Annotated in this window: 16 protein-coding genes; 8 read left to right on the top strand and 8 right to left on the bottom strand. The window is 75.7% G+C overall.

Features of this window, described 5'->3' with window-relative positions; all coding sequences use genetic code 11:
- The first annotated feature begins 66 nt into the window (after positions 1-66).
- Together KPF22_RS04475 and KPF22_RS04470 are read left to right on the top strand one after the other, a co-directional pair.
- Complete coding sequence (locus tag KPF22_RS04475) at positions 67-384, top strand: DUF3263 domain-containing protein (protein WP_100878847.1); 318 nt, start codon at positions 67-69, stop codon at positions 382-384.
- 16 nt (positions 385-400) lie between these two features.
- Positions 401-1,096 carry a LytR C-terminal domain-containing protein gene (locus KPF22_RS04470; RefSeq protein ID WP_224401311.1) on the top strand — a complete coding sequence of 232 codons (696 nt, stop codon included), beginning with the start codon at positions 401-403 and terminating at the stop codon, positions 1,094-1,096.
- Positions 1,097-1,174: 78 nt separating this feature from the next.
- On the opposite strand, the gene KPF22_RS04465 is transcribed toward KPF22_RS04470, so the two are convergent.
- The 4 genes from KPF22_RS04465 to glp all read right to left on the bottom strand — a co-directional run bounded on the left by KPF22_RS04465 (position 1,175) and on the right by glp (position 7,129).
- Positions 1,175-3,520, bottom strand: coding sequence for an AAA family ATPase (locus KPF22_RS04465; RefSeq protein ID WP_224401310.1), 2,346 nt, complete (start codon positions 3,518-3,520; stop codon positions 1,175-1,177).
- A 23-nt stretch (positions 3,521-3,543) separates the two neighbouring features.
- Positions 3,544-4,551 carry a CDP-diacylglycerol--serine O-phosphatidyltransferase gene (gene pssA, locus KPF22_RS04460; protein WP_224401309.1) on the bottom strand — a complete coding sequence of 336 codons (1,008 nt, stop codon included), beginning with the start codon at positions 4,549-4,551 and terminating at the stop codon, positions 3,544-3,546.
- A gap of 10 nt (positions 4,552-4,561) precedes the next feature.
- Positions 4,562-5,272: a phosphatidylserine decarboxylase gene (locus tag KPF22_RS04455; protein WP_224401308.1), complete on the bottom strand. Its 711-nt coding sequence runs from the start codon at positions 5,270-5,272 to the stop codon at positions 4,562-4,564.
- Positions 5,273-5,875: 603 nt separating this feature from the next.
- The gene (glp, locus tag KPF22_RS04450; protein ID WP_224401307.1) at positions 5,876-7,129 is read right to left on the bottom strand and encodes a gephyrin-like molybdotransferase Glp; all 1,254 of its coding nucleotides are present in this window, start codon (positions 7,127-7,129) and stop codon (positions 5,876-5,878) included.
- Positions 7,130-7,347: 218 nt separating this feature from the next.
- Between glp and groL the strand changes: the two genes are divergently transcribed.
- Positions 7,348-8,976 (top strand): chaperonin GroEL, encoded by a 1,629-nt coding sequence (gene groL / locus KPF22_RS04445; RefSeq protein WP_020622657.1) that lies wholly within the window; start codon positions 7,348-7,350, stop codon positions 8,974-8,976.
- Between the two features lie 92 nt (positions 8,977-9,068).
- Here the strand turns inward: groL and KPF22_RS04440 are convergent, their stop codons facing one another.
- A complete protein-coding gene (locus tag KPF22_RS04440; RefSeq protein ID WP_224401306.1) occupies positions 9,069-10,034 on the bottom strand; it encodes a YafY family protein in 966 nt (321 codons plus the stop codon).
- Between the two features lie 63 nt (positions 10,035-10,097).
- Between KPF22_RS04440 and KPF22_RS04435 the strand changes: the two genes are divergently transcribed.
- Positions 10,098-10,706 carry a TIGR03086 family metal-binding protein gene (locus KPF22_RS04435; RefSeq protein ID WP_224401305.1) on the top strand — a complete coding sequence of 203 codons (609 nt, stop codon included), beginning with the start codon at positions 10,098-10,100 and terminating at the stop codon, positions 10,704-10,706.
- 83 nt (positions 10,707-10,789) lie between these two features.
- On the opposite strand, the gene KPF22_RS32940 is transcribed toward KPF22_RS04435, so the two are convergent.
- The 3 genes from KPF22_RS32940 to KPF22_RS04420 form a co-directional block, all read right to left on the bottom strand.
- A complete protein-coding gene (locus tag KPF22_RS32940; RefSeq protein WP_308010359.1) occupies positions 10,790-11,371 on the bottom strand; it encodes a PspC domain-containing protein in 582 nt (193 codons plus the stop codon).
- A gap of 120 nt (positions 11,372-11,491) precedes the next feature.
- Positions 11,492-11,710: a hypothetical protein gene (locus KPF22_RS04425; RefSeq protein ID WP_208825882.1), complete on the bottom strand. Its 219-nt coding sequence runs from the start codon at positions 11,708-11,710 to the stop codon at positions 11,492-11,494.
- 83 nt (positions 11,711-11,793) lie between these two features.
- Complete coding sequence (locus KPF22_RS04420) at positions 11,794-13,455, bottom strand: DNA repair helicase XPB (protein ID WP_224401304.1); 1,662 nt, start codon at positions 13,453-13,455, stop codon at positions 11,794-11,796.
- A 363-nt stretch (positions 13,456-13,818) separates the two neighbouring features.
- Between KPF22_RS04420 and KPF22_RS04415 the strand changes: the two genes are divergently transcribed.
- The 4 genes from KPF22_RS04415 (at position 13,819) to KPF22_RS04400 (ending at position 20,000) form a co-directional block, all read left to right on the top strand.
- On the top strand, positions 13,819-18,189 hold the full coding sequence (locus KPF22_RS04415) for a nitrate- and nitrite sensing domain-containing protein (protein WP_224401303.1): 4,371 nt from the start codon (positions 13,819-13,821) through the stop codon (positions 18,187-18,189).
- Positions 18,186-18,614, top strand: coding sequence for a roadblock/LC7 domain-containing protein (locus KPF22_RS04410; RefSeq protein WP_020623626.1), 429 nt, complete (start codon positions 18,186-18,188; stop codon positions 18,612-18,614). The genes KPF22_RS04415 and KPF22_RS04410 overlap by 4 nt, the downstream gene beginning before the upstream one ends.
- Positions 18,615-18,691: 77 nt before the next feature.
- Entirely contained in the window at positions 18,692-19,402 is a 711-nt protein-coding gene (locus KPF22_RS04405) for a DUF742 domain-containing protein (RefSeq protein WP_224401302.1), read from the top strand.
- On the top strand, positions 19,383-20,000 hold the full coding sequence (locus KPF22_RS04400; RefSeq protein WP_062398279.1) for an ATP/GTP-binding protein: 618 nt from the start codon (positions 19,383-19,385) through the stop codon (positions 19,998-20,000). Before KPF22_RS04405 ends, KPF22_RS04400 begins: the two co-directional genes overlap by 20 nt.
- The last annotated feature ends 17 nt before the right edge of the window (positions 20,001-20,017 follow it).

Raw genomic sequence — 20,017 nt, 5'->3', positions numbered from 1 at the left:
GTTCGTCGTCGCGGCGCCCGGGCGGGGCCGCCGCAGCACGAGATCGTCGTCCGCTCGAGGAGCGTGATGGAGTCCGCCGGGTCCCTGCCGGAACGCCGCGGAGCGCACCGGCGCACCGCTGCCGCGTCCCCCCGCGAGCTCGACCGTCGCGAACGCGAGATCCTCGCGTTCGAGGCCCAGTGGTGGAAGTACGCGGGTGCCAAGGAACAGGCGATCCGCGAGCTGTTCGACATGTCGGCCACCCGCTACTACCAGGTGCTGAACGCCCTGGTCGACAAGCCCGAGGCGCTGGCGGTGGACCCGCTGCTGGTCAAGCGTCTGCGCCGGCTGCGTTCCAGCAGGCAGCGCACCCGCGCCGCCCGTCGCCTCGGCCTCGAGCCCTGACAGCCAGGAGGTCACGATGACCGCACCCGCGTCCGGCGGGCAGTCACCGCTGAAGATCGCCGGTATCGCGCTGATCGGCGTCGGTGTGGTCGCCGCTGTCGTCGGCCTGATCGGCCTCACCGGCGGCGGTGAGGACGGCGGCAACCAGGCCGCGCCCCCGTCGGCGTCGGCCGAGCCCGCCCCGGCCCCGGCCCCCGCTCCGGGGGACGGCACCGGCGACGGCGCCGCGCCCGGCACCGGTGGCACCCCCGCCCCGGGCACCCCCGGGGAGACCTCGCCGTTCACCCCCGGAGCGCCCGGCACGCCGGGCTCCCCGGGGTACGACGGCGCGGGCCCGGCCGTCGCCGCGCCGCCCGCCGCGGGCTCCGGCTCCGCGGGCCAGGGCGGCTCCGGCTCCGCCGCCGGTGAGGGCTCCGCCGTCGCGGCCCGCCCGGTCGTGCGGATCTACAACAACTCGACCATCCGCGGTCTCGCCGAGAAGGCGGCCGGGGAGTTCCGTACCAACGGCTGGACCGTGTCCCAGGTGCAGAACTACTCCCAGGGCGTCATCCCGACCACGACCGTCTACTACCGGCAGGGCACCGGCGAGAAGGCCGCCGCCGAGGAGATCGCGAAGAAGTTCGGCATCCGTTCCGAGCCCCGCTTCGACGGCATCCAGGACGCGACGCCCGGCGTCATCGTCATCGTGACGCGGGACTTCTCCGCCGCCTGACGCTCCACACGCACGACGGCCCCGGACGCCTCCGCGTCCGGGGCCGTCGGCGTTCCGGGCCCGTCCGTGTGCCGGGACTCAGCCGTCGCTGCGGCGGCGGGCGTAGGCCTCCAGCTCGGCGACCTGCGCCGGGTCCAGCGACGCCCGGACCGTGCGGCGCGCCGTCGCCAGGTGCGCGGCGGTCACCTCGCCCGCGTCGAGGGACTCGCGCATCGCGGTCAGCGCGGACTCGCGCAGCAGCGCCGCGCAGTCCGCGGCCGAGTAACCGTCCAGTTCGGACGCGAGTGCGTCGAGGTCCACGTCGTCGGCCAGCGGCACGTCGCGGCCCGCCGCGCGCAGGATGTCCGCCCGCGCGTCGGCGTCCGGCGGCGGCACGAACACCAGCCGCTCCAGCCGGCCCGGCCGCAGCATCGCCGGGTCGATCAGCTCGGGCCGGTTCGTCGCCCCGACCACGACGACCTCGCGCAGCGGTGTCGCGCCGTCCAGCTCGGTCAGCAGCGCGGCGACGACGCGGTCGGCCACCCCGGCGTCGGTGGAGCCGCCGCGACGCGGGGCGAGCGCGTCGACCTCGTCGAGGAAGATCAGTGCGGGGGCGGCCTCGGCCGCCCGGCGGAACAGCTCGCGGACCGCGCGCTCGGACTCGCCGACGTACTTGTCGAGCAGCTCGGCGCCCTTCACCGCGAACACGTTGAGGTCACCGGAGCCGGCGAGCGCACGCAGCAGGAAGGTCTTGCCACCACCCGGCGGGCCGTAGAGCAGCACCCCGCGCGGGGCGTCGACCCCGAGCCGGGCGAAGGAGTCCGGGTGGCGCAGCGGCCACAGCACGGCCTCGGTGAGGGCCGCCTTGACCTCGGTCATGTCACCGACGTCGTCGAGGGTGAGGCCGCCGCTGCCCAGCGTGCCGCCACCGGACAGCGAGATCGGGCGGACCGAGCCGACGGCGTCGAGCAGGTCGGACTGACGGACCTGCTCGGTGGGGTCGGAGCCGGTACCGCGCAGCGCAGCGCCCACCGCGGCCTCCCGGCGGACAGCCGCGAGGTCGGCGACGACGAACCCCGGTGTGCGGGCGGCGACCGCGCCCAGGTCGACGTCGTCGGCCCGGGGTACGTCGGCCAGCAGCCGCTCCAGCAGCGCACGCCGGGTCGCGGCGTCGGGCAGACCGACCGACAGCTCGCGGTCCACCAGGTCCGGCGCCCGCAGCCGCGGGTCCAGGGACTCCGGCTCGGCACTGGTGACGACGAGCGCGGGCCCGCCCGGCGCGGTCGCCGCGCGCAGCTCGTCGAGCACCAGGGCGGCCAGCGGCGGCGGGGCGGCGGCGGGGAGCAGGGCGTGCGCGTCGTGCACGAGCAGCACCGCGGGTGCGCCGGTGCGGGCCTGCGCGATCGCCGCCCGGACCCGCTCGACCGCGGCGGCCGGCTCGACGGCGGCGACCGCCGGGGCCACGAGCTCGACGCACCGGGCGCCCGCCGCCGCGGCCGCGCTGCGGACCAGTGTCGCCTTGCCCGCGCCCTCCGGCCCGGAGACGAGCACGCCGAGCCGGGCGTCGCCGCCGAGCCGGGTCAGCAGCTCCGGGCGGCGGAACATCAGCTCGAACCAGTCCAGCAGGCGGCGGGCGACGGCCTCGTTCGCGGCGAGGTCCTCCAGCGGCAGCACGGGCTCGGCGGGTCCGGCCGGCGCGTCGGCCCCGGCCGCGGCTCCCGTGGCCCGCACGGCGGAGGGGGCGGTGGAGCCGCGCCCGGCCCCGCCCGGGCCGGGGACACCGGGCCCGGGAGCCGCCGGTCCCGCGGGGGCCGGGCCGCCGTTCCCGGGGACGCCGGAACCGGGGATGCGGAGCGCGCCGGCTGTGGCCGGGGCGGGGTCGCCGGTGTCGCGGCCGCCCTGCCAGCCCACGACCGTCGACGGCGTCACCACGACCGGCCCCGCCGGGTCGGCGACCGCGACGGTCAGCAGCTCCGAGGTCCACGTCCCGCCGACGGCCGCGGCCAGCGCGCGGCGCACCGAGCGGACGTCGGCCCCGGCCGCCGGGGCGATGTCCTGCGGGAGCAGGGACACGGCGTCGCCGCGGACCAGGACCTTGCCCGTCAGGGCGAGCCGCAGTGTCGCCGGGGCGACCGTCGCGGTGGTCAGCGCGGACCCGACCAGGCGCACCTCGCGGGCCGCGGTGACCGACGCCGGCGCGACGACGACGGTCGCGCCGTCGGTCAGCCCGGCGTTGGACAGGGTGACGTCGTCGAAGCGGGCCTGACCGTGCGGGTCGCCCGGCTCACCGGCGACGGCGAGCGCCGCGGTGACCCGGGCCCCGGTGAGCGTCACCGCGTCCCAGGAGCGCAGGCCGAGCGCGGCGAGCACCTCGGGGTGCAGCCGGACGACGCCGCGGCGGGCGTCGGCGGCCGCGGGGGCCAGTCGGGCGACGAGCTCCAGCACGGGCGGTCCTCCGGGGGATCGGGTCAGCGACGGCGCAGGCCGAGGCGGCGGCCGGAACCGCGGGGCGCGGCGGCGACGCCCGGACCGCGCGGGTCGCGGATCGCACCGGTCTCGCGCATGCCGTCCCGGCGGGCCTCGCCCTCCGGGTCGAGCCGGCGCCGGACACCGCGGGCCACCGCACCGGCACGGCCGGCGACCCGGCGGCGCAGCGGCGGGCGCAGACCCAGCCGACGGGCGGACCGGGCCGCGCGGGCGACGGCGCGGCGCTGGCGGGTCGGCACGTCCCACGCCTCGGGATGGCGCGCCAGCCAGCGGTAGCGGTAGGCCGTCCAGGGCAGGAGCAGCAGGTAGACGAGCCCGGCGACGGCGATCCCGAGGAACGGGATCGTGATCAGGATCGCGACGACCGCCGCCACCCCGACGAGCAGCCACCGGGTGGTGCGCGGGGAGACCCGGACCGTCTTGAGCGACAGCGTCGGGATGCGGCTGACCATGAGCCCGGCCGTGACCAGCGCCCACACCGCGACCAGCGGCCGCTCCGACCACCAGCCCTGACCTAAGTGCAGCCACAGGTAGATCGGGATGCCCGCGGTCAGCGCGGCCGCGGGTGCCGGGACGCCGACGAAGAACTCCCGGGCGAACGGCGGGGCGCTGTCGTCGTCGATCAGGGTGTTGAAGCGTGCCAGGCGCAGCGCCATGCACACCGCGAACACCAGGGCCACCATCCAGCCGGCCCGGGTGCCCTCGAAAGCCCAGATGTAGATGACCAGGGCGGGGGCGACACCGAAGGACACCAGGTCGGCCAGCGAGTCGAGCTCGGCGCCGATCCGGCTGGAGGCGTCGAGCAGCCGGGCCAGGCCCCCGTCGAGGGCGTCGCAGAGCGCGGCCACCAGGACGGCGATGATCGCGAAGTCGAAGCGCGACTGGAGCGCGAAGTAGACCGCGGTCAGGCCCGCGCAGAGGTTGAGGACGGTGACCGCGTTCGGCAGCAGCCGCACGCCGGCGGGATAACCGCCGGCGGGGCGGGACATCCCCACGACCTCAGCGCTCCGCCGGCCCGGCCACCAGGCCGAGCACGGTCTCCCCGCCCACGGTCCGCTGGCCGGGTCGGACCAGCGCGGTCGTCCCGGGCGGGAGGTAGGTGTCCACGCGTGAGCCGAACCGGATGAGGCCGAACCGCTCGCCCGCGGCGACCTCGTCGCCGTCGCGCAGGGCGCAGACGATCCGGCGGGCCAGAAGGCCGGCGATCTGCACGACGCCGACGCCGACGCCGTCGGCGTGGACCACGGTGATCGCGTTGCGCTCGTTGTCCTCGCTCGCCTTGTCCAGGTCCGCGGACAGGAACGTGCCGGGCGAGTACCGGACCCGCGCGACGCGGCCGTGCACCGGGACCCACTGGACGTGCACGTCCAGCACGGTCAGGAAGATCGAGACCCGGGTGTGCGGGACGCGCGGCAGGTCGAGCTCGGCAGGCGGGACCGTCTCGGTCACGGTGGCGACCGCGCCGTCGGCGGGGGCCAGCACCGCGTCGGTGCGCAGCGGCGGGGTCCGGACGGGGTCGCGGAAGAACAGCGCGGTGGCCGCGGTGGCGAGCAGGCCCGGCAGGGTGCCGCGGCCGGTGAGGGCGCGCACCCCCGCCGCGGCGAGCGCCACACCGGCGACGATCGGACGCCCGCCCGGGTGCATCGGGGGGATCGCGTCCCGGACCAGTCGGGCGATGTGGGTCGGGGAGGTCCCGGTTCCTTCGGCCATGGTGGGTCGTCGGCTCCTGATGCTCCGGTGGGGGATCACCAACGCTACGCGGGCGCCGCGGACGGCTGTCCGGCGGGACGACCGGGACACGCCGAGGATCCGGGGGTCCCCGCGCCGGGACGGAACCGGTGGCAGGATCGTCGGTTCGTGCCCGGCGCCGTCCGCACGCGGTGCGCGACCCCGCGGGCCGGTCGGGGGCAGTAAAAGGGCCGGGGCCGTCGTCCCCCGAGACGACGACCCCGGCCTTGGAACCGCTCGTCCGCTCCCCAGCGACGGGCGGTGGGTCTTGTGCTGTAAAGGGTCTACCCCTTCACACCAGAAAGTATTCCTCTCCGACGACCGGCAGTCCAGATCACGACGGATGTCCGCCGTGATCTACCTCTTTCGGCCGAACGGACACCCCCTAGGACGTCGCCCGCGGTGAGATCGTTGCCCCGACGGCCGATGACACAGCTCACACTTTCGGCGCAGCCCCACGTCCGCGCGAGTGGTGGGCCGGTCGCAGAGCGCGATCCTGCCCGCGGCACCCGGACGCCCGTTCCGGTCCGCCCGGCTCCGCGTGTCGCCGCCCGGCGCGCCGGGCCGCGGCCACCGGACGCCGGATCACGGGGCGTCGAGCAACCAGACCGCGACCTGCTCGCCGTCGGCGACGGAGGTGGTGTCGGCGGGCAGGTCGATCAGGCAGTCGGCCCGGGCGAGCGCCGCGATCAGGTGCGACCCGGTGGACCCCACCTCGGACACCGTCCCGGCGGCGGCGTCGAGCAGGCCGCGCCGGAACTGGCGGCGCCCCGCGGGCGAGGCCAGCGCCCCGGACAGCCGGGCGGTCACCACCGGCCGCGCCGGCGCGGGGTGCCCGGCCGCCGCCCGGAGCGCGGGCCGGACGAACACCTCGAACGAGACCTGGGAGCTCACCGGGTTCCCGGGCAGGGTGACGGTGGCGACCTCGGTCCCGCCCAGCTCGAGCCGGCCGCAGCCCTGCGGACCGCCGGGCTGCATCGCGACCTTGCCGAACTCCACGCCGTGGCCGGTCATGGCGTCCTTGACGACCTCGTAGGCGCCGGCGCTCACGCCGCCGGAGGTGAGGACGAGGTCCACGCCGTCGCCGACCTTCTCCGCGAGCACCGCGCGGAACCGCTCGACGTCGTCGGGGACGAAGGACAGCTGCTCGGCCGTCGCCCCGGCCTCCCGGACCGCGACGGCGAGCATCGTGCCGTTGGACTCGTAGATCTGCCCGGGCTCCAGCGTGCCGCCCGGGGCGACGAGCTCCGAGCCGGTGGACAGCACGAGCACGTGCGGGCGACGGCGGACCGGCAGCTCCGCCCGGCCCACGGCGGCGGCGAGCCCGATCTGGGGCGCGGCCAGCACCGTCCCGGCCCGCAGCACGACGGCGCCCGACGCGGCGTCCTCACCGGCCCGGCGGACGAACGCGCCCGGCTGCGGGGCCTCGTGGATCCGGACGCGGTCGAGCCCGCCACCGGGACCGGCGTCGGTCTGCTCGACCGGCACGATCGCGTCCGCGCCCTCGGGCACGGGGGCGCCCGTCATGATCCTGGCCACCGTGCCCGGCGCCAGCGCGGGGACGTCGGTGCGCCCGGCCGGGATGTCGGCCGCGACCGGGAGCTCCACCGGCGAGGCAGCCGAGGCGCCGGCGAGGTCGGCCGCACGGACCGCGTAACCGTCCATCGCGGAGTTGTCGAAGGGCGGCAGCGCGACGCCCGCCGTCAGGTCCTCGGCCAGCACCCGGCCGCTCGCGGCGGCCAGCGCGACCGGCTCGGTCCCGGTCGGCGACAGCAGGGCCGCGACCGCCGCGGCGTGCTCGGAGACGGTGCGCGGACCAGCCTGCGACCAGGTGCTCATGGCCCCATCCTGCCCGCCGTCGCGGACGGCCCGCAGCCCGGCGGGGTCCGCTTGCACTCACCACGGGCGAGTGCTAGAAACGGGCTCAGCATCCACTGGCACTCGTGTCCGTGGAGTGCCAAGGTCGGGTCGGTGAGTCCGGCGCAGGGTTGCCGGGCGTCCGTCGCGGGCACCGCATCCGATCACTCGACTCACCTCTATCGGAGGGCAACACCCCCATGGCGAAGCAGATCGCGTTCGACGAGGAGGCCCGTCGGGGCCTCGAGCGGGGAATGAACACCCTCGCCGACGCCGTCAAGGTGACGCTGGGCCCCAAGGGCCGCAACGTCGTGCTCGAGAAGAAGTGGGGCGCGCCGACCATCACCAACGATGGTGTGTCGATCGCCAAGGAGATCGAGCTCGAGGACTCCTGGGAGAAGATCGGCGCCGAGCTGGTGAAGGAGGTCGCCAAGAAGACCGACGACATCGCCGGTGACGGCACCACCACCGCCACCGTGCTGGCGCAGGCGCTGGTCCGCGAGGGCCTGCGCAACGTGGCCGCCGGTGCGAACCCGATGTCGCTCAAGCGCGGAATCGAGAAGGCCACCGAGGCCGTCTCCCAGGCGCTGCTGAAGTCCGCCAAGGAGATCGAGACCAAGGAGCAGATCGCTGCCACGGCCTCCATCTCCGCCGCCGACCCGCAGATCGGCGAGCTCATCGCCGAGGCGATGGACAAGGTCGGCAAGGAAGGCGTCATCACGGTCGAGGAGTCGCAGACCTTCGGGCTCGAGCTCGAGCTCACCGAGGGCATGCGCTTCGACAAGGGCTACATCTCGCCCTACTTCGTGACCGACGCCGAGCGCATGGAGGTCGAGCTCGAGGACCCGTACGTCCTCCTCGTCTCCTCCAAGATCTCGACCGTCAAGGACCTGCTCCCGCTGCTGGAGAAGGTCATGCAGTCGGGCAAGCCGCTGGCGATCATCGCCGAGGACGTCGAGGGCGAGGCCCTGGCCACCCTGGTCGTCAACAAGATCCGCGGCACCTTCAAGTCCGTCGCCGTCAAGGCCCCGGGCTTCGGTGACCGCCGCGAGGCGATGCTGGCCGACATGGCCATCCTGACCGGTGGCGAGGTCATCTCGGAGAAGGTCGGCCTCAAGCTCGACACCGCCGACCTGTCCCTGCTGGGCACCGCCCGCAAGGTCGTCGTGACCAAGGACGAGACCACCATCGTCGACGGCGCCGGTGACGCCGACCAGATCGCCGGCCGGGTCAACCAGATCCGCGCCGAGATCGACCGCACCGACTCCGACTACGACCGCGAGAAGCTCCAGGAGCGCCTCGCCAAGCTGGCCGGCGGCGTCGCCGTCATCAAGGCCGGCGCGGCGACCGAGGTCGAGCTCAAGGAGCGCAAGCACCGCATCGAGGACGCCGTCCGCAACGCGAAGGCGGCCGTCGAGGAGGGCATCGTCGCCGGCGGCGGCGTGGCGCTCATCCAGGCCGGTGCCGGCCTGTTCGAGGGCCTCGGCCTGGACGGTGACGAGGCCACCGGCGCGAACATCGTCAAGGTCGCGCTGGAGGCCCCGCTCAAGCAGATCGCGGTCAACGCCGGCCTCGAGGGCGGCGTCGTCGCGGAGAAGGTCCGCAACCTGCCCACCGGTGAGGGCCTCGACGCCGCCACCGGCGAGTACAAGGACCTCATCAAGGCCGGGATCATCGACCCCGCCAAGGTGACCCGCTCGGCGCTGCAGAACGCGGCCTCGATCGCGGCCCTGTTCCTCACCACCGAGGCGGTCATCGCCGACAAGCCGGAGAAGGGCGGCGGCGCCCCCGCCGACCCGACCGGTGGCATGGGCGGCATGGACTTCTGATCGGTCCTGCCTCACCAGGCACACAGCACCACCCCGCGGGGGCGGTACCGGTTCGCCGGTGCCGCCCCCGCGGCGCGTCCGGGGGGCCGCGGTCACCCCAGGGCGACGACGGCCGCGCGGGCCCGCTCCCGCAGCGCGGTCACCAGCTCCGGCGGGTCCAGCACCCGCACGTCCGGCAGCAGCGGCCACAGCGCCCGCCCGGCGTGGACGAGGTCCCCGAACGCGGCGACGACCTCGGTCGTCCCGTCCCGCGTCCGCTCCTCGTCCACGGTGACGACCGACAGCGCGTCGCGGCGGTCGGCGGGCAGCGCGAGGCGGACCCGGACCCCGGGCCGCCGCGCCCGGAAGTCCTCACGGCGGCGCAGCCACAGCTCCTCCAGGTCGACGCCCTCGGGCCGGTGCGCGGGCTCGGCCAGCGGCTCGGCCTCCTCGATACGCGACACCCGGTAGGTGCGGTCCTCCCCGTCGCGCAGCGCCAGCAGGTACCAGCGCCCCGACGCCTGGACCAGCCCGACCGGGTCGACGACGCGTTCGGCGGCGGGCCCGGGCTCCGCGCCCGGCCGGGTCCCGGTCCGGTAGCGGATGCGGAGCCGGACCCCGCCGAACACCGCGCGCTGGACGGCGGTGAGCACGTCGGTGGTCGCGCCGTCGTCGGTGTCGCGCAGCCAGCCACCGCGCCGGACCAGCACCCGTCCGGCGGCGTCGGTGGCCTGTTCCCGGGCGGCGTCCGGCAGCGCGGCGACGATCTTGCGCATGGCCGAGGCGAACTCCGGCCCCAGCCCGAGCGCGCCGGGCGTCGACGTCGCGCCGGAGCCGAGCAGCGCGACCGCCTCCCCCGGGGTCAGGCCGGTGAGGTCGGTGGTGAAGCCCGGCAGCAGTGCGAAGCCGCCGTGCCTGCCGCGTTCGGCGTAGACCGGGATGCCCGCGGCCGACAGCGCCTCGACGTCGCGCAGCACGGTGCGCTCGGAGACCTCCAGCTCACGCGCGAGCACGGCGGCGGTGGTCCGGCCGCGGTGGCGCAGCAGGAGCACGAGGGACAGGAGCCGGTCGGCGCGCACGTCCCGGAGAATGGCACGGAATCACGACAGGAGGTGTCGGGTATCGCGGGCACGCTGGCGCCCATGACGAACCCGACGCTCGCCACCGATCCCCGCCCCGCCTACCTGGCCGCCCTCGACTGGGTCGCCGGCCTCGCCCGGGCCGTGCCCGCCGACCGGATGGCCGACCCCACGCCCTGCGACGACTTCGACGTCCGCACCCTGCTCGCGCACCTGGTCACGACACTGCGCAGACCGGCGGCGCTCGCCGCCGGGACCGATCCGATGGCCGCCCCGCTGGTCAGCGACGACGTCCTCGACGACCCGGTGTCGGCCTACGTCGAGGAGGCGGCGGCGCTGCAGGCCGTCTGGTCCGGCCCGGACGGCGAGGCGCTGCTCGACCGGGTCGCGCGGCTGCCGTTCGGCGAGGTCCCGGCGCGGGCCGCGCTGGCCGTGTACCTGAACGAGACGCTGGTGCACGGCTGGGACCTGGCCGTCGCCACCGGGCAGGACCCGGAGGCCGACCGGGAGCTGGCGACGACGGCGCTCGCCACCGCCCACGCGTACCTGCCCGCCGAGCGGCGTGGCGGCCCGGTGCCGTTCGGCCCGGTCGTGGAGCACCGCCCGGAGGCGGGGCCGACCGAGCGGCTGGCGAACTGGTCGGGCCGGGTGTCGACGGGCTGGGTGGGCTGACGGGCCGGGCGGACCGACGGGCTCCGGTGTCGTGGCTCCCCCTCGTGAGCCGCGACGCCGGAGCCCCCGCCCACCCCACCGGCTCAGGCGGCCGGCGCGATCAGCCAGGCGGCGAGGTAGACCAGTGCCGCCGCGCCACCGGTGACCAGGGTCAGGACGAGGACCGCGATGCGCAGCAGCGCGGCGTCCGCACCCAGGTCGGCGGCGAGACCGCCGCAGACACCGCCGAGCATCCGGTCGGTGCTGCTGCGCCGGAGCCGGAACGCGGCGACGCGGTCGCCGATCCCCTGCGCCGTCGTCCGGGTCCCGGCGCCGCCGTACGGCGTGCCCGCGGTGTACGGCGCCCCCGTCGGGTAGGGCGCCCCGGTGCCCGGACCGGGGTGGGCTGCCCCGGGGTCCGCAGCGGCGGCCGGGCCCGCGTCGGAGGGACCGGTGCCGGTGGGCGGGACCTCGGGTCCCGGGGTGCCGGCACCCGCGGTACCGGCGCCCTCCGGCATGCCGGGGGTGCCGGCGCCGAGCGGTCCGGGGTCGGTCACGTCGGAGCCGGTGGCCGCCGCGGCGACCGGCACCCGGTCGGTCACCGCGGCGTCGCCGGCCCCGGTCGAGGCGTCGTGGACGTCGGTCCCGGTGGGTGCCGTACCGGTCGTGCTCGCGTTGTTCTCCATGGCTCCAGGCTGTCGCCCCGGCGCGCGCCGGGACTCGGGACGAGCCCGGAGACCGACCCGGAACCGGGACCGCCCCGTCTCAGGGGCACGGCCCCGCGCGCCCCGGGGTCGCGGTGCCGCTCAGCCCGGCGGGCGGGAACCGGGCGGGGGGTGGCCGGGCGGCGGCTCGACCGGGCCGCGCTGCTCCGGCGGGGCCGCGGACGGCGGGCCCGGCCGGTGCGGCGGGTCGGGCACCTGCCGGTCCCGCATGCGCACCACCCGGCCGAGCACCAGCGCGACGACGACCGACAGGACCAGCCACGCCCCGATCCCGACGAGGATCCACAGGGCGGTCGACATGTGCCCTCCCCGGCCGTCGCGGACCGCACCAGTGTGCCCGTGATCGGCGCCGTACGGAGGCCCCCGATCCGGGGGCAGCGGGCTCAGCCTGCGTCGGGCAGGGCCGGGCCGAGGAGGTCGTCGGCGTCGACGATCCGGTAGGCGTAGCCCTGCTCGGCGAGGAAGCGCTGCCGGTGCGCGGCGTAGTCGGTGTCCACGGTGTCGCGGGACACCACCGAGTAGAAGTGCGCCTGGCGGCCGTCGTTCTTCGGGCGCAGCAGGCGCCCGAGCCGCTGGGCCTCCTCCTGCCGGGACCCGAACGTGCCGCTGACCTGCACCGCGATCGTCGCCTCGGGCAGGTCGATGGAGAAGTTCGCGACCTTGGAGACCACGAGGGTGTCGATCTCGCCGCGGCGGAACGCGTCGAACAGCTTCTCCCGCTCCTTGTTCCGGGTCGAGCCCTGGATCACCGGGGCACCGAGCTTCTCCCCCAGCGCGTCGAGCTGCTCCAGGTAGGCCCCGATGACCAGCGTCTGCTCGCCCTTGTGCCGGTCCAGGATCGCCTGCACGACGTTGAGCTTGGTGTCCGCCGTCGACGCCGTCCGGTAGCGCTCCTCGGAGTCCGCCGTCGCGTAGGACATGCGCTCGGCGTCGGTCAGCGTGACCCGCACCTCGATGCACTCCGCGGGCGCGATCCAGCCCTGCGCCTCGATGTCGCGCCACGGGGCGTCGTAACGCTTCGGGCCGATCAGGGAGAACACGTCGCCCTCGCGGCCGTCCTCGCGGACCAGGGTCGCGGTGAGGCCGAGCCTGCGGCGGGACTGCAGGTCCGCCGTCATCCGGAAGACCGGCGCCGGGAGGAGGTGCACCTCGTCGTAGACGACCAGGCCCCAGTCGCGGGAGTCGAACAGCTCCAGGTGCTTGTACTCGCCCTTGGTCTTGCGGGTGACGACCTGGTACGTGGCGATGGTGACCGGGCGGATCTCCTTCTTCTCGCCCGAGTACTCGCCGATCTCCTCCTCGGTCAGCGACGTCCGCGCGATCAGCTCGCGCTTCCACTGCCGCCCGGAGACGGTGTTGGTCACCAGGATCAGGGTCGTCGCGCCCGCCTTGGCCATCGCGGCCGCACCGACCAGGGTCTTGCCCGCGCCGCAGGGCAGCACGACCACCCCGGAACCGCCCTCCCAGAACCCGTCGACTGCCTGCTGCTGGTAGTCCCGCAGCGTCCAGCCGTCCTGCTCCAGCTCGATGGGGTGGGCCTCGCCGTCGACGTAGCCCGCGAGGTCCTCGGCGGGCCAGCCGACCTTCAGCAGCGCCTGCTTGAGGTGCCCGCGCTCGGACGGGTGCACGACGACGGTGTCGTCGTCGAGCCGCGCGCCCAGCATCGGGCTGATCTTCTTCTGCCGGAGGATCTCCTCCAGCACGGCCCGGTCCAGCGCGGTGAGGACGAGGCCGTGCGCGGGGTGGTTGGACAGCTGCAGCCGGCCGTAGCGGCCCATCGTGTCGACGACGTCGACCAGGAGCGGCTGCGGGACCGGGTAGCGGGCCCAGCGGACCAGCGCGTCGACGACCTGCTCGGCGTCGTGCCCGGCCGCGCGCGCGTTCCAGAGAGCCAGCGGCGTGACCCGGTAGGTGTGGACGTGCTCGGGTGCCCGCTCCAGCTCGGCGAAGGGCGCGATGGCCGCACGGGCCGCCGCGGAGTCGGGGTGGTCCACCTCGAGCAGCAGCGTCTTGTCGGACTGGACGATCAGGGGGCCGTCGGTCACGGAACGAATCCTCTCGAGGCCGGGGAACGGAGCTGTACGGGTCCGCCGGACGCCGAGCGGAGACGAGCGGTCGGCGTGTGTCACGTCACGTGACCATGAGGCAACCGGCCCTACGCCACTCGGGAGACGAGGGTTCCGGGGGCTAGACTCGGCAGCCGTCCGTCACGCACAGACGGGACCCGGCACGATCATATCCGTCCGACTCCCCCGGGACGCGGCAACCGCCGCCCCGTGTCGGTCGTGGTGTGGTCGAGCGGTTCCCGTCGTGACCCCGAAAGGCGCACCGGACCAGCTGATGCTCCCCGACCTCGTGCCCGCCGCGCCGCCCGTCCCCGGACCGGAGACCGACAGGGAGATCTCGCCGTGACCACCGTGACCAGCACGGAACGCCCGAGCACGTGGTCGGAGCGACTCGACCCGCGGAACTGGAGCCTGGTCGCCAAGCTGGCGGTCGTCGGTCTGGTGCCCACGGTCCTCGCCCTGTCCATCGGCGCCGTCCGCGTCGTCGACCAGGCCAACGTGGCCGAGGAGCTCGGCCGCGGCAGCGGCCTGGTCGACGTGCACCGCCAGATCGAGACGCTGACCGGCGCACTGCAGACCGAGCGCGACGCCGCGGTCCGCTTCGTGGCGGGCAACCGGCTCGGCGACCGGGCCGCCGTCGACCGGGCGCAGGCCGCGACCGACCAGGCGATGCAGGCCACCACGGCGGGGCTCGACACCGCCGAGCAGCAGGCCCCCGACCTGGCCACGGCCCGCCGGCAGGCGGACACCACGCTGGGCCAGCTGCCGGTCATCCGGTCGCAGGTCGCCGAGGGGCCGACCGCGGCCGCCGACCTCACCGGCCGCTACACCGCGGTCGTCCAGCGCACGCTGGGGCTGGACCGGGCGCTGGTGGGGCGGCTGCAGACCGCCGACACCGCCGGCCTGACCACGGCGATCGCCGCCGGGTCGAGCGCCCGCGAGGCCCTGCAGCTCGAGCGCACCGTGATCGGTGCCGCGCTCGCCGCGGGGACGCTGGAGGAGCAGCAGCGCGCACAGGCCACCGGGGCCGAGGCCTCGTTCCAGGCCGCGGCCGGTGACTTCCAGTCGTCGCTGACGCCGGAGCAGGCCGAGTCCTTCGGGAACTTCGGTGCGGGCCAGGCGAACGGCGAGCGCAACGCGCTGCGTGACCAGGCACTCTCGGTCCCACCGGGGGTCGCACCGCCGGTCGACCCGAACGCGTGGAACGCCGCCGTCGACCGGTCCGTCGCCGCGGTGGACCAGTCCACCGCCGCCGCCGAGCAGGCCTTCGTCGACGGCCGGGCCGCGGCCGCCGAGCAGGCGGGCAACACCGCGGGCCTCAACTCCGTGCTGCTGATGCTCACGATCCTGCTGACCGCGGGCATCATCCTGCTGCTGGGCCGTCAGATGGTCCGTTCGCTGCGCCTGCTGCGCAGCTCGGCGCTCGAGGTCGCGGAGCAGAAGCTGCCCGCGGCGGTGCAGAGCATGCGGTCCGGGCAGGCACCGAACGCACTCGTCGAGCCGGTCCCGCTGGACAGCCGCGACGAGATCGGCCAGGTGGCGCGGGCCTTCGACGCCGTGCACGGCCAGGCGATCCGCCTCGCCGCCGACCAGGCCGCGCTGCAGCAGAACGTCAACTCGATGTTCGTCAACCTCTCCCGCCGTTCGCAGGCGCTCGTCGAGCGCCAGCTGCAGCTGATCGAGCAGCTGGAGAGCAACGAGCAGGACCCGGACCAGCTGTCGAACCTGTTCCAGCTGGACCACCTCGCGACCCGTATGCGCCGCAACAGCGAGAACCTGCTGGTCCTCGCGGGCACCGACCTGGCGAAGCGGAACGTGGCGCCGGTGCAGGTCGTCGACGTCCTGCGGGCCGCGGTGTCGGAGGTCGAGCAGTACCAGCGGGTCGTCGTGCAGACCCCGCCGAACGCGACGATCGCCGGTCGCGCCGCGAACGACCTCGTCCACCTGCTCGCCGAGCTGCTGGACAACGCGACGAACTTCTCGCCGCCGGACTCGCAGGTCGTCATGTCGACGACCCGCACCGCCGACGAGTCGCTGCTGGTCGAGATCTCCGACCGCGGTGTCGGCATGACCGACTCCGAGCTGGTCGACGCCAACCAGCGGCTGTCCGGCCCGGCCGAGGTCGACGTGTCGGCCTCGCGGCGGATGGGCCTGTTCGTGGTCGGCCGGCTGGCCGCACGGCACCGCGTCGGCGTCCGGCTCGCCTCGGCCGCCGTCGGCGGCGGCTCGGGTGGGCTGAGCGCCTCGGTGACCGTCCCGCCGCAGCTGGTGCCCTCCGCGCAGCTGCCCGAGCAGCGCCGCGACGGCGACCCGGGAGGCTGGGGCGGCGTGCCGCCGGGTGGCGAGCAGCAGGCCCCGCAGCTGCCGGCCCCGGCGCTGACCGGCGGCGGAGCACCCGACGGACCCCGGCCGGACTCCCCGGTCGCGGTGAACGGGAACGGTCGCGGTGGGTCGCTGCCGTCGATGGTCGCGGGCTCCGACGGCCCGATGACCCCGACCTTCGAGACCGGCACGCCCTCGTCCACGACGGCGCGCAACGGCTCGGGCTCGAGCCTGCCGACACGCCGTCCGGGGTCGTCGCTGACGAAGAACGCGGCCCCCGGCGACGCCGGCGGGCAGACCGCCGACGGGTCGGCCCCGACGCTGAACGGGTCCGCCCCGCAGGGTCTGTCGGCCTTCGCGCCGTCGCAGGACGGCGCACGCGACGGGCGGACCCCGGCCGACGTCTTCACCCCGGCCGACGAGGCCGGCTCCGGTCCCGCCGACGGCGACGCCCCGCGCGGCGCCGAGGCGTTCCGGGGCACCGGCCCGGCCCCGTCCGGCGACGGTGACGGTCCGTCCGGCGACGCGGGCACCGGCGCCGGGTCCGTCACCGACACCGAGGACACCGAGGCCGCGGTCCCCGGCGACGGCACCGACCACACCGACACCGACGGCGATGCGGACCGCTCCGGTGGCACCGCGGCACCGTCGGCCGCCGCCGCGCTCGGGCTGGCGGGTGCCGCTGCGGCGGCCGCCGCGGCCCGGGCCCGCGCCGACCGCGACATGGACGACACCGTCGTCCTGGACCGGGCGATCGGTGACGGTCCCGAGGACCACGGGCGGACCCCGGCCGACGACGAGGACGCCGGGGAGACCGACGCCGTCACCGACGCCGGTCCGGACGGGACCGACCCGGACACCGACGGCTCCGTGGACTCCCGCGCCACCGACGGGGACACCGACCGGGACACCGAGGGCACCGCACCGGAGGAGACACCGCTCGCGACCCGGACGAACGGCATCGCGCCGTTCCCTCCGGCCCCCGGGGACCGCACCGACGCCCGCACGACCGCCGGTCACGCGCACGACGGGACCGGGGCCGCGGACGCGGCCGGCACCGATGTGAGGACCCCGTCCGACGACACCGATGTCGACGACACCGCCGACACCACCGGGGCCGGCACCACCGGGGCCGGCACCACCGGCGCCGGCCACACCGGGCCCGATCCCGACGAGGACGACACCACCGGCGCGGCCGCGTCCACGGACGGCCCCGGGACCGGCGCCGACGGCGACCGTCCCGCGGACACCGCATCCGGGGACGGCGCGTCCGTGGACGGCGGTTCCCGGGAGACCGGATCCGGGGACGGCCGCTCCGCCGGTACCGACCCCGAGACCGCGGCACTCCCGACGATCCGCCCGTCCGGCCGTACGCCGATGGGCGGGCCGCTCCCGGCCCGCGCCAACGGGTCCCGTCCCTCCCCCTCGCGACGCCCGGTCATGCCGGCCCGCGGCGCCGGACCGGCGCTGCCGACCCGTGGGCCCGGCCGCCAGGTCCCGTCCCCGGCACCGGCCCGCGGACCGCAGCAGCCCGCCCCCCAGCAGGCGCAGCAGGTCCAGCAGGCGCAGCACCCGGAGGCACCGCAGGAGCGTCCGGTGCAGCAGGCGCCGGGCCGGCAGGCGCCCGCACCGCTGCCGAAGCGGGAGGGCGGCCGGGCCGCGGGCCCGGCGGGCCTGACCGCGAACGCCGCCGGTGCCTCGCAGGACGAGCTGTTCGCACCGAAGGTGCCCGTCGAGGGCGACCGGGGTCAGCTCCGGCGCCCCGGGGCGGTCGAGTCGGCCCGGGCCCAGACCGGGTTCGACATGGGTCAGACCACCCCGATCTTCGACAACATCGCCTCGGCCTGGTTCCGCTCGAACCGCTCGGTGCCGGTCCGCTGGCAGGACGGAGCCGGCCCGGACGGCGGAGCCCCGGCCCCCGCCGCGTCCGACGCCCCGGCGCCCCCGTCGGGCTTCGCCTCCCCCGCCGACGACGTCTGGCGGCAGGCCCGCGAGGCCACCGACGGCGACGAGTCGGAGACCGCCGGTGACGACCTGACGACCGCCGGACTGCCCAAGCGACGCCCGCGGGCGCGACTGCTCCCGGGCAGTGCGGCAGGATCGACCGTGCTCAGCCCCGCTCCGGCGGAGCCGAGGGACGCCGAGAGCGTCCGTGGCCGTCTCGCCAGCTACCAGCAGGGCGTGCGTCAGGGCCGGGAGAGCGCCTCCGGTGTCCGTCGCAACGCACTGGCCGGCACGACGGACACGGTCGACGGCGACTCCGAGCAGCACGACCCGCAGGACCAGCACGACCGGCAGGGCACCCGTGCCCCGCAGGACACCACCGCGACCGGCACCCCCGAGCCCGCCGCGGACCGACCGAACTCGTCCGACCCCGAGGAGAACCAGTGAGGGCACCGCAGGCACAGCCGAGCCAGAGCCGTTTCGGCTGGCTGGTCACCAACTTCGCGGAGCGCGTCCCGGGTGTCGCGCACGCCATCGTGGTGTCGACCGACGGGCTGCTGCTGACCGCGTCCGACCGGCTGCCGCGCGACCGGGCCGACCAGCTCGCCGCCGTCGCATCCGGTCTGGTCAGCCTGACCCAGGGCGCCGCGCGCTGCTTCGACGCCGGTGGCGTCGTGCAGACCGTCGTCGAGATGGACCGCGGGATCGTGCTGCTGATGTCGATCAGCGACGGCTCCTGCCTGGCCGTGCTCGCCTCGCCGAGCTGCGACATCGGCCTCGTCGGCTACGAGATGACGCTGCTGGTCGACCGGGTCGGCCAGCTGCTCACCCCGGAGCTGCGCGCGGAGCTGCAGGGTTCGTTCGGGCCCTGAGGCCGCGACTCCGGACCCCCAGGACGCGTTACCGTCATGCACCCCATCCCAGGATCGACCAGAGCGGGTGAGATCCGATGACCCAGGACCCGGGCGGACACGGCCCCGAGCCGACGTTCGCCGACGTCATGAACGGGTTCAGCCTGGACTCCAAGCGCAAGCCGAAGAAGCGCCGATGGGGGCGCAACCGTCCGGAGGACGACGTCGAGCCGGAGGTCGCCGCCCCCGGGCGCCCGGTCCCGGCGCCGGACCCGGCCGAGGTGACCGGCCCCATCGGCGGGTCGGCGGCCTACGGGCTGCCGCCCACCCCGGCCGAGCTGGAGGCCCAGCGGACCGGTGACCGGCCGGACCGGCCGTCGCCGTCGCCGTACCCGGCACAGAACACGGGGCCCGGCCCCGCGCACGACCCAGTGGCAGCGCCGCCGCCGGTGCCCCCGTCCGCGGGTGGCGCCGCCTTCGTCCGGCCTTACGCCTGGACGCGGGGACGGACCAAGTCGGGCTACGAGCTGGCCGTCGAGACCCTGGTCTCGGTCAGCAACCGGGCCCGCAGCCAGCTGGAACGGCTGCCGATGGAGCACCGCTCCGTCGCCGACCTGCTGCTCGAGCAGACCCGCTCGGTGGCCGAGGTCGCGGCGCTGCTGTCGCTCCCCCTGGGCGTGGCCCGGGTGCTGCTCGGGGACATGGCCTCGAACGGCACGGTGACCGTTCACCAGACCGCGAGCACCCCCGGCAACGCGCCGGACCTCGCGCTGATGGAAAGGGTGTTGAGTGGACTCCGTCGGCTCTAGGCCACAGCCGCCCCAGCCCGCGGCCGGGATGGCCCGTGCCGCGACGATGTCGGCCAAGATCGTGGTGGCCGGTGGGTTCGGCGTCGGGAAGACCACCTTCGTCGGATCGGTCTCGGAGATCATGCCGCTGACCACCGAGGCGGTGATGACCGAGGCGAGCGCGTCGCACGACGACCTCTCCGCCACCCCCAACAAGCGGTCCACGACCGTCGCGATGGACTTCGGTCGCGTCTCCCTGGACGCCGACCTGGTGCTCTACCTGTTCGGGACGCCGGGCCAGCAGCGGTTCTGGTTCATGTGGGACGACCTGGTCCGCGGCGCGATCGGCGCCGTCGTCCTCGTCGACACCCGGCGCCTGGCCGACTCCTTCGCCGCGATCGACTTCTTCGAGGACCGTGGCCTGCCCTACGTCGTCGGGGTCAACGCCTTCGACGGGCAGCTGCAGCACACCCTCGACGACGTGCGCGAGGCGATGTCGATCGACCCGGCCGTCCCGATGGTCGTGTGCGACGCCCGGCACCGGCAGTCGACCAAGGAGACCCTGATCGCGCTGGTGCAGCACGCGATGCACCAGCGGATGGCCGCCGGCGCGCGCTGACCCGTACCCGGCCGACC

The sequence above is a fragment of the Pseudonocardia sp. ICBG1034 genome, from assembly GCF_020131375.1.
GTDB lineage: Bacteria > Actinomycetota > Actinomycetes > Mycobacteriales > Pseudonocardiaceae > Pseudonocardia > Pseudonocardia alni.
Note: the sequence above shows the minus strand (reverse complement) of the source record. Positions and strands in the feature narration are given on the sequence as shown.

Excerpts from the sequence above, each read along its gene's own strand:
- KPF22_RS04475 (WP_100878847.1), top strand. The coding sequence starts at position 67 with ATGGAGTCCGCCGGGTCCCTGCCGGAACGCCGCGGAGCGCACCGGCGC.
- KPF22_RS04470 (WP_224401311.1), top strand. The coding sequence starts at position 401 with ATGACCGCACCCGCGTCCGGCGGGCAGTCACCGCTGAAGATCGCCGGT.
- pssA (WP_224401309.1), bottom strand. The coding sequence starts at position 4,551 with ATGTCCCGCCCCGCCGGCGGTTATCCCGCCGGCGTGCGGCTGCTGCCG.
- KPF22_RS04455 (WP_224401308.1), bottom strand. The coding sequence starts at position 5,272 with ATGGCCGAAGGAACCGGGACCTCCCCGACCCACATCGCCCGACTGGTC.
- glp (WP_224401307.1), bottom strand. The coding sequence starts at position 7,129 with ATGAGCACCTGGTCGCAGGCTGGTCCGCGCACCGTCTCCGAGCACGCC.
- groL (WP_020622657.1), top strand. The coding sequence starts at position 7,348 with ATGGCGAAGCAGATCGCGTTCGACGAGGAGGCCCGTCGGGGCCTCGAG.
- KPF22_RS04435 (WP_224401305.1), top strand. The coding sequence starts at position 10,098 with ATGACGAACCCGACGCTCGCCACCGATCCCCGCCCCGCCTACCTGGCC.
- KPF22_RS32940 (WP_308010359.1), bottom strand. The coding sequence starts at position 11,371 with ATGGAGAACAACGCGAGCACGACCGGTACGGCACCCACCGGGACCGAC.
- KPF22_RS04425 (WP_208825882.1), bottom strand. The coding sequence starts at position 11,710 with ATGTCGACCGCCCTGTGGATCCTCGTCGGGATCGGGGCGTGGCTGGTC.
- KPF22_RS04405 (WP_224401302.1), top strand. The coding sequence starts at position 18,692 with ATGACCCAGGACCCGGGCGGACACGGCCCCGAGCCGACGTTCGCCGAC.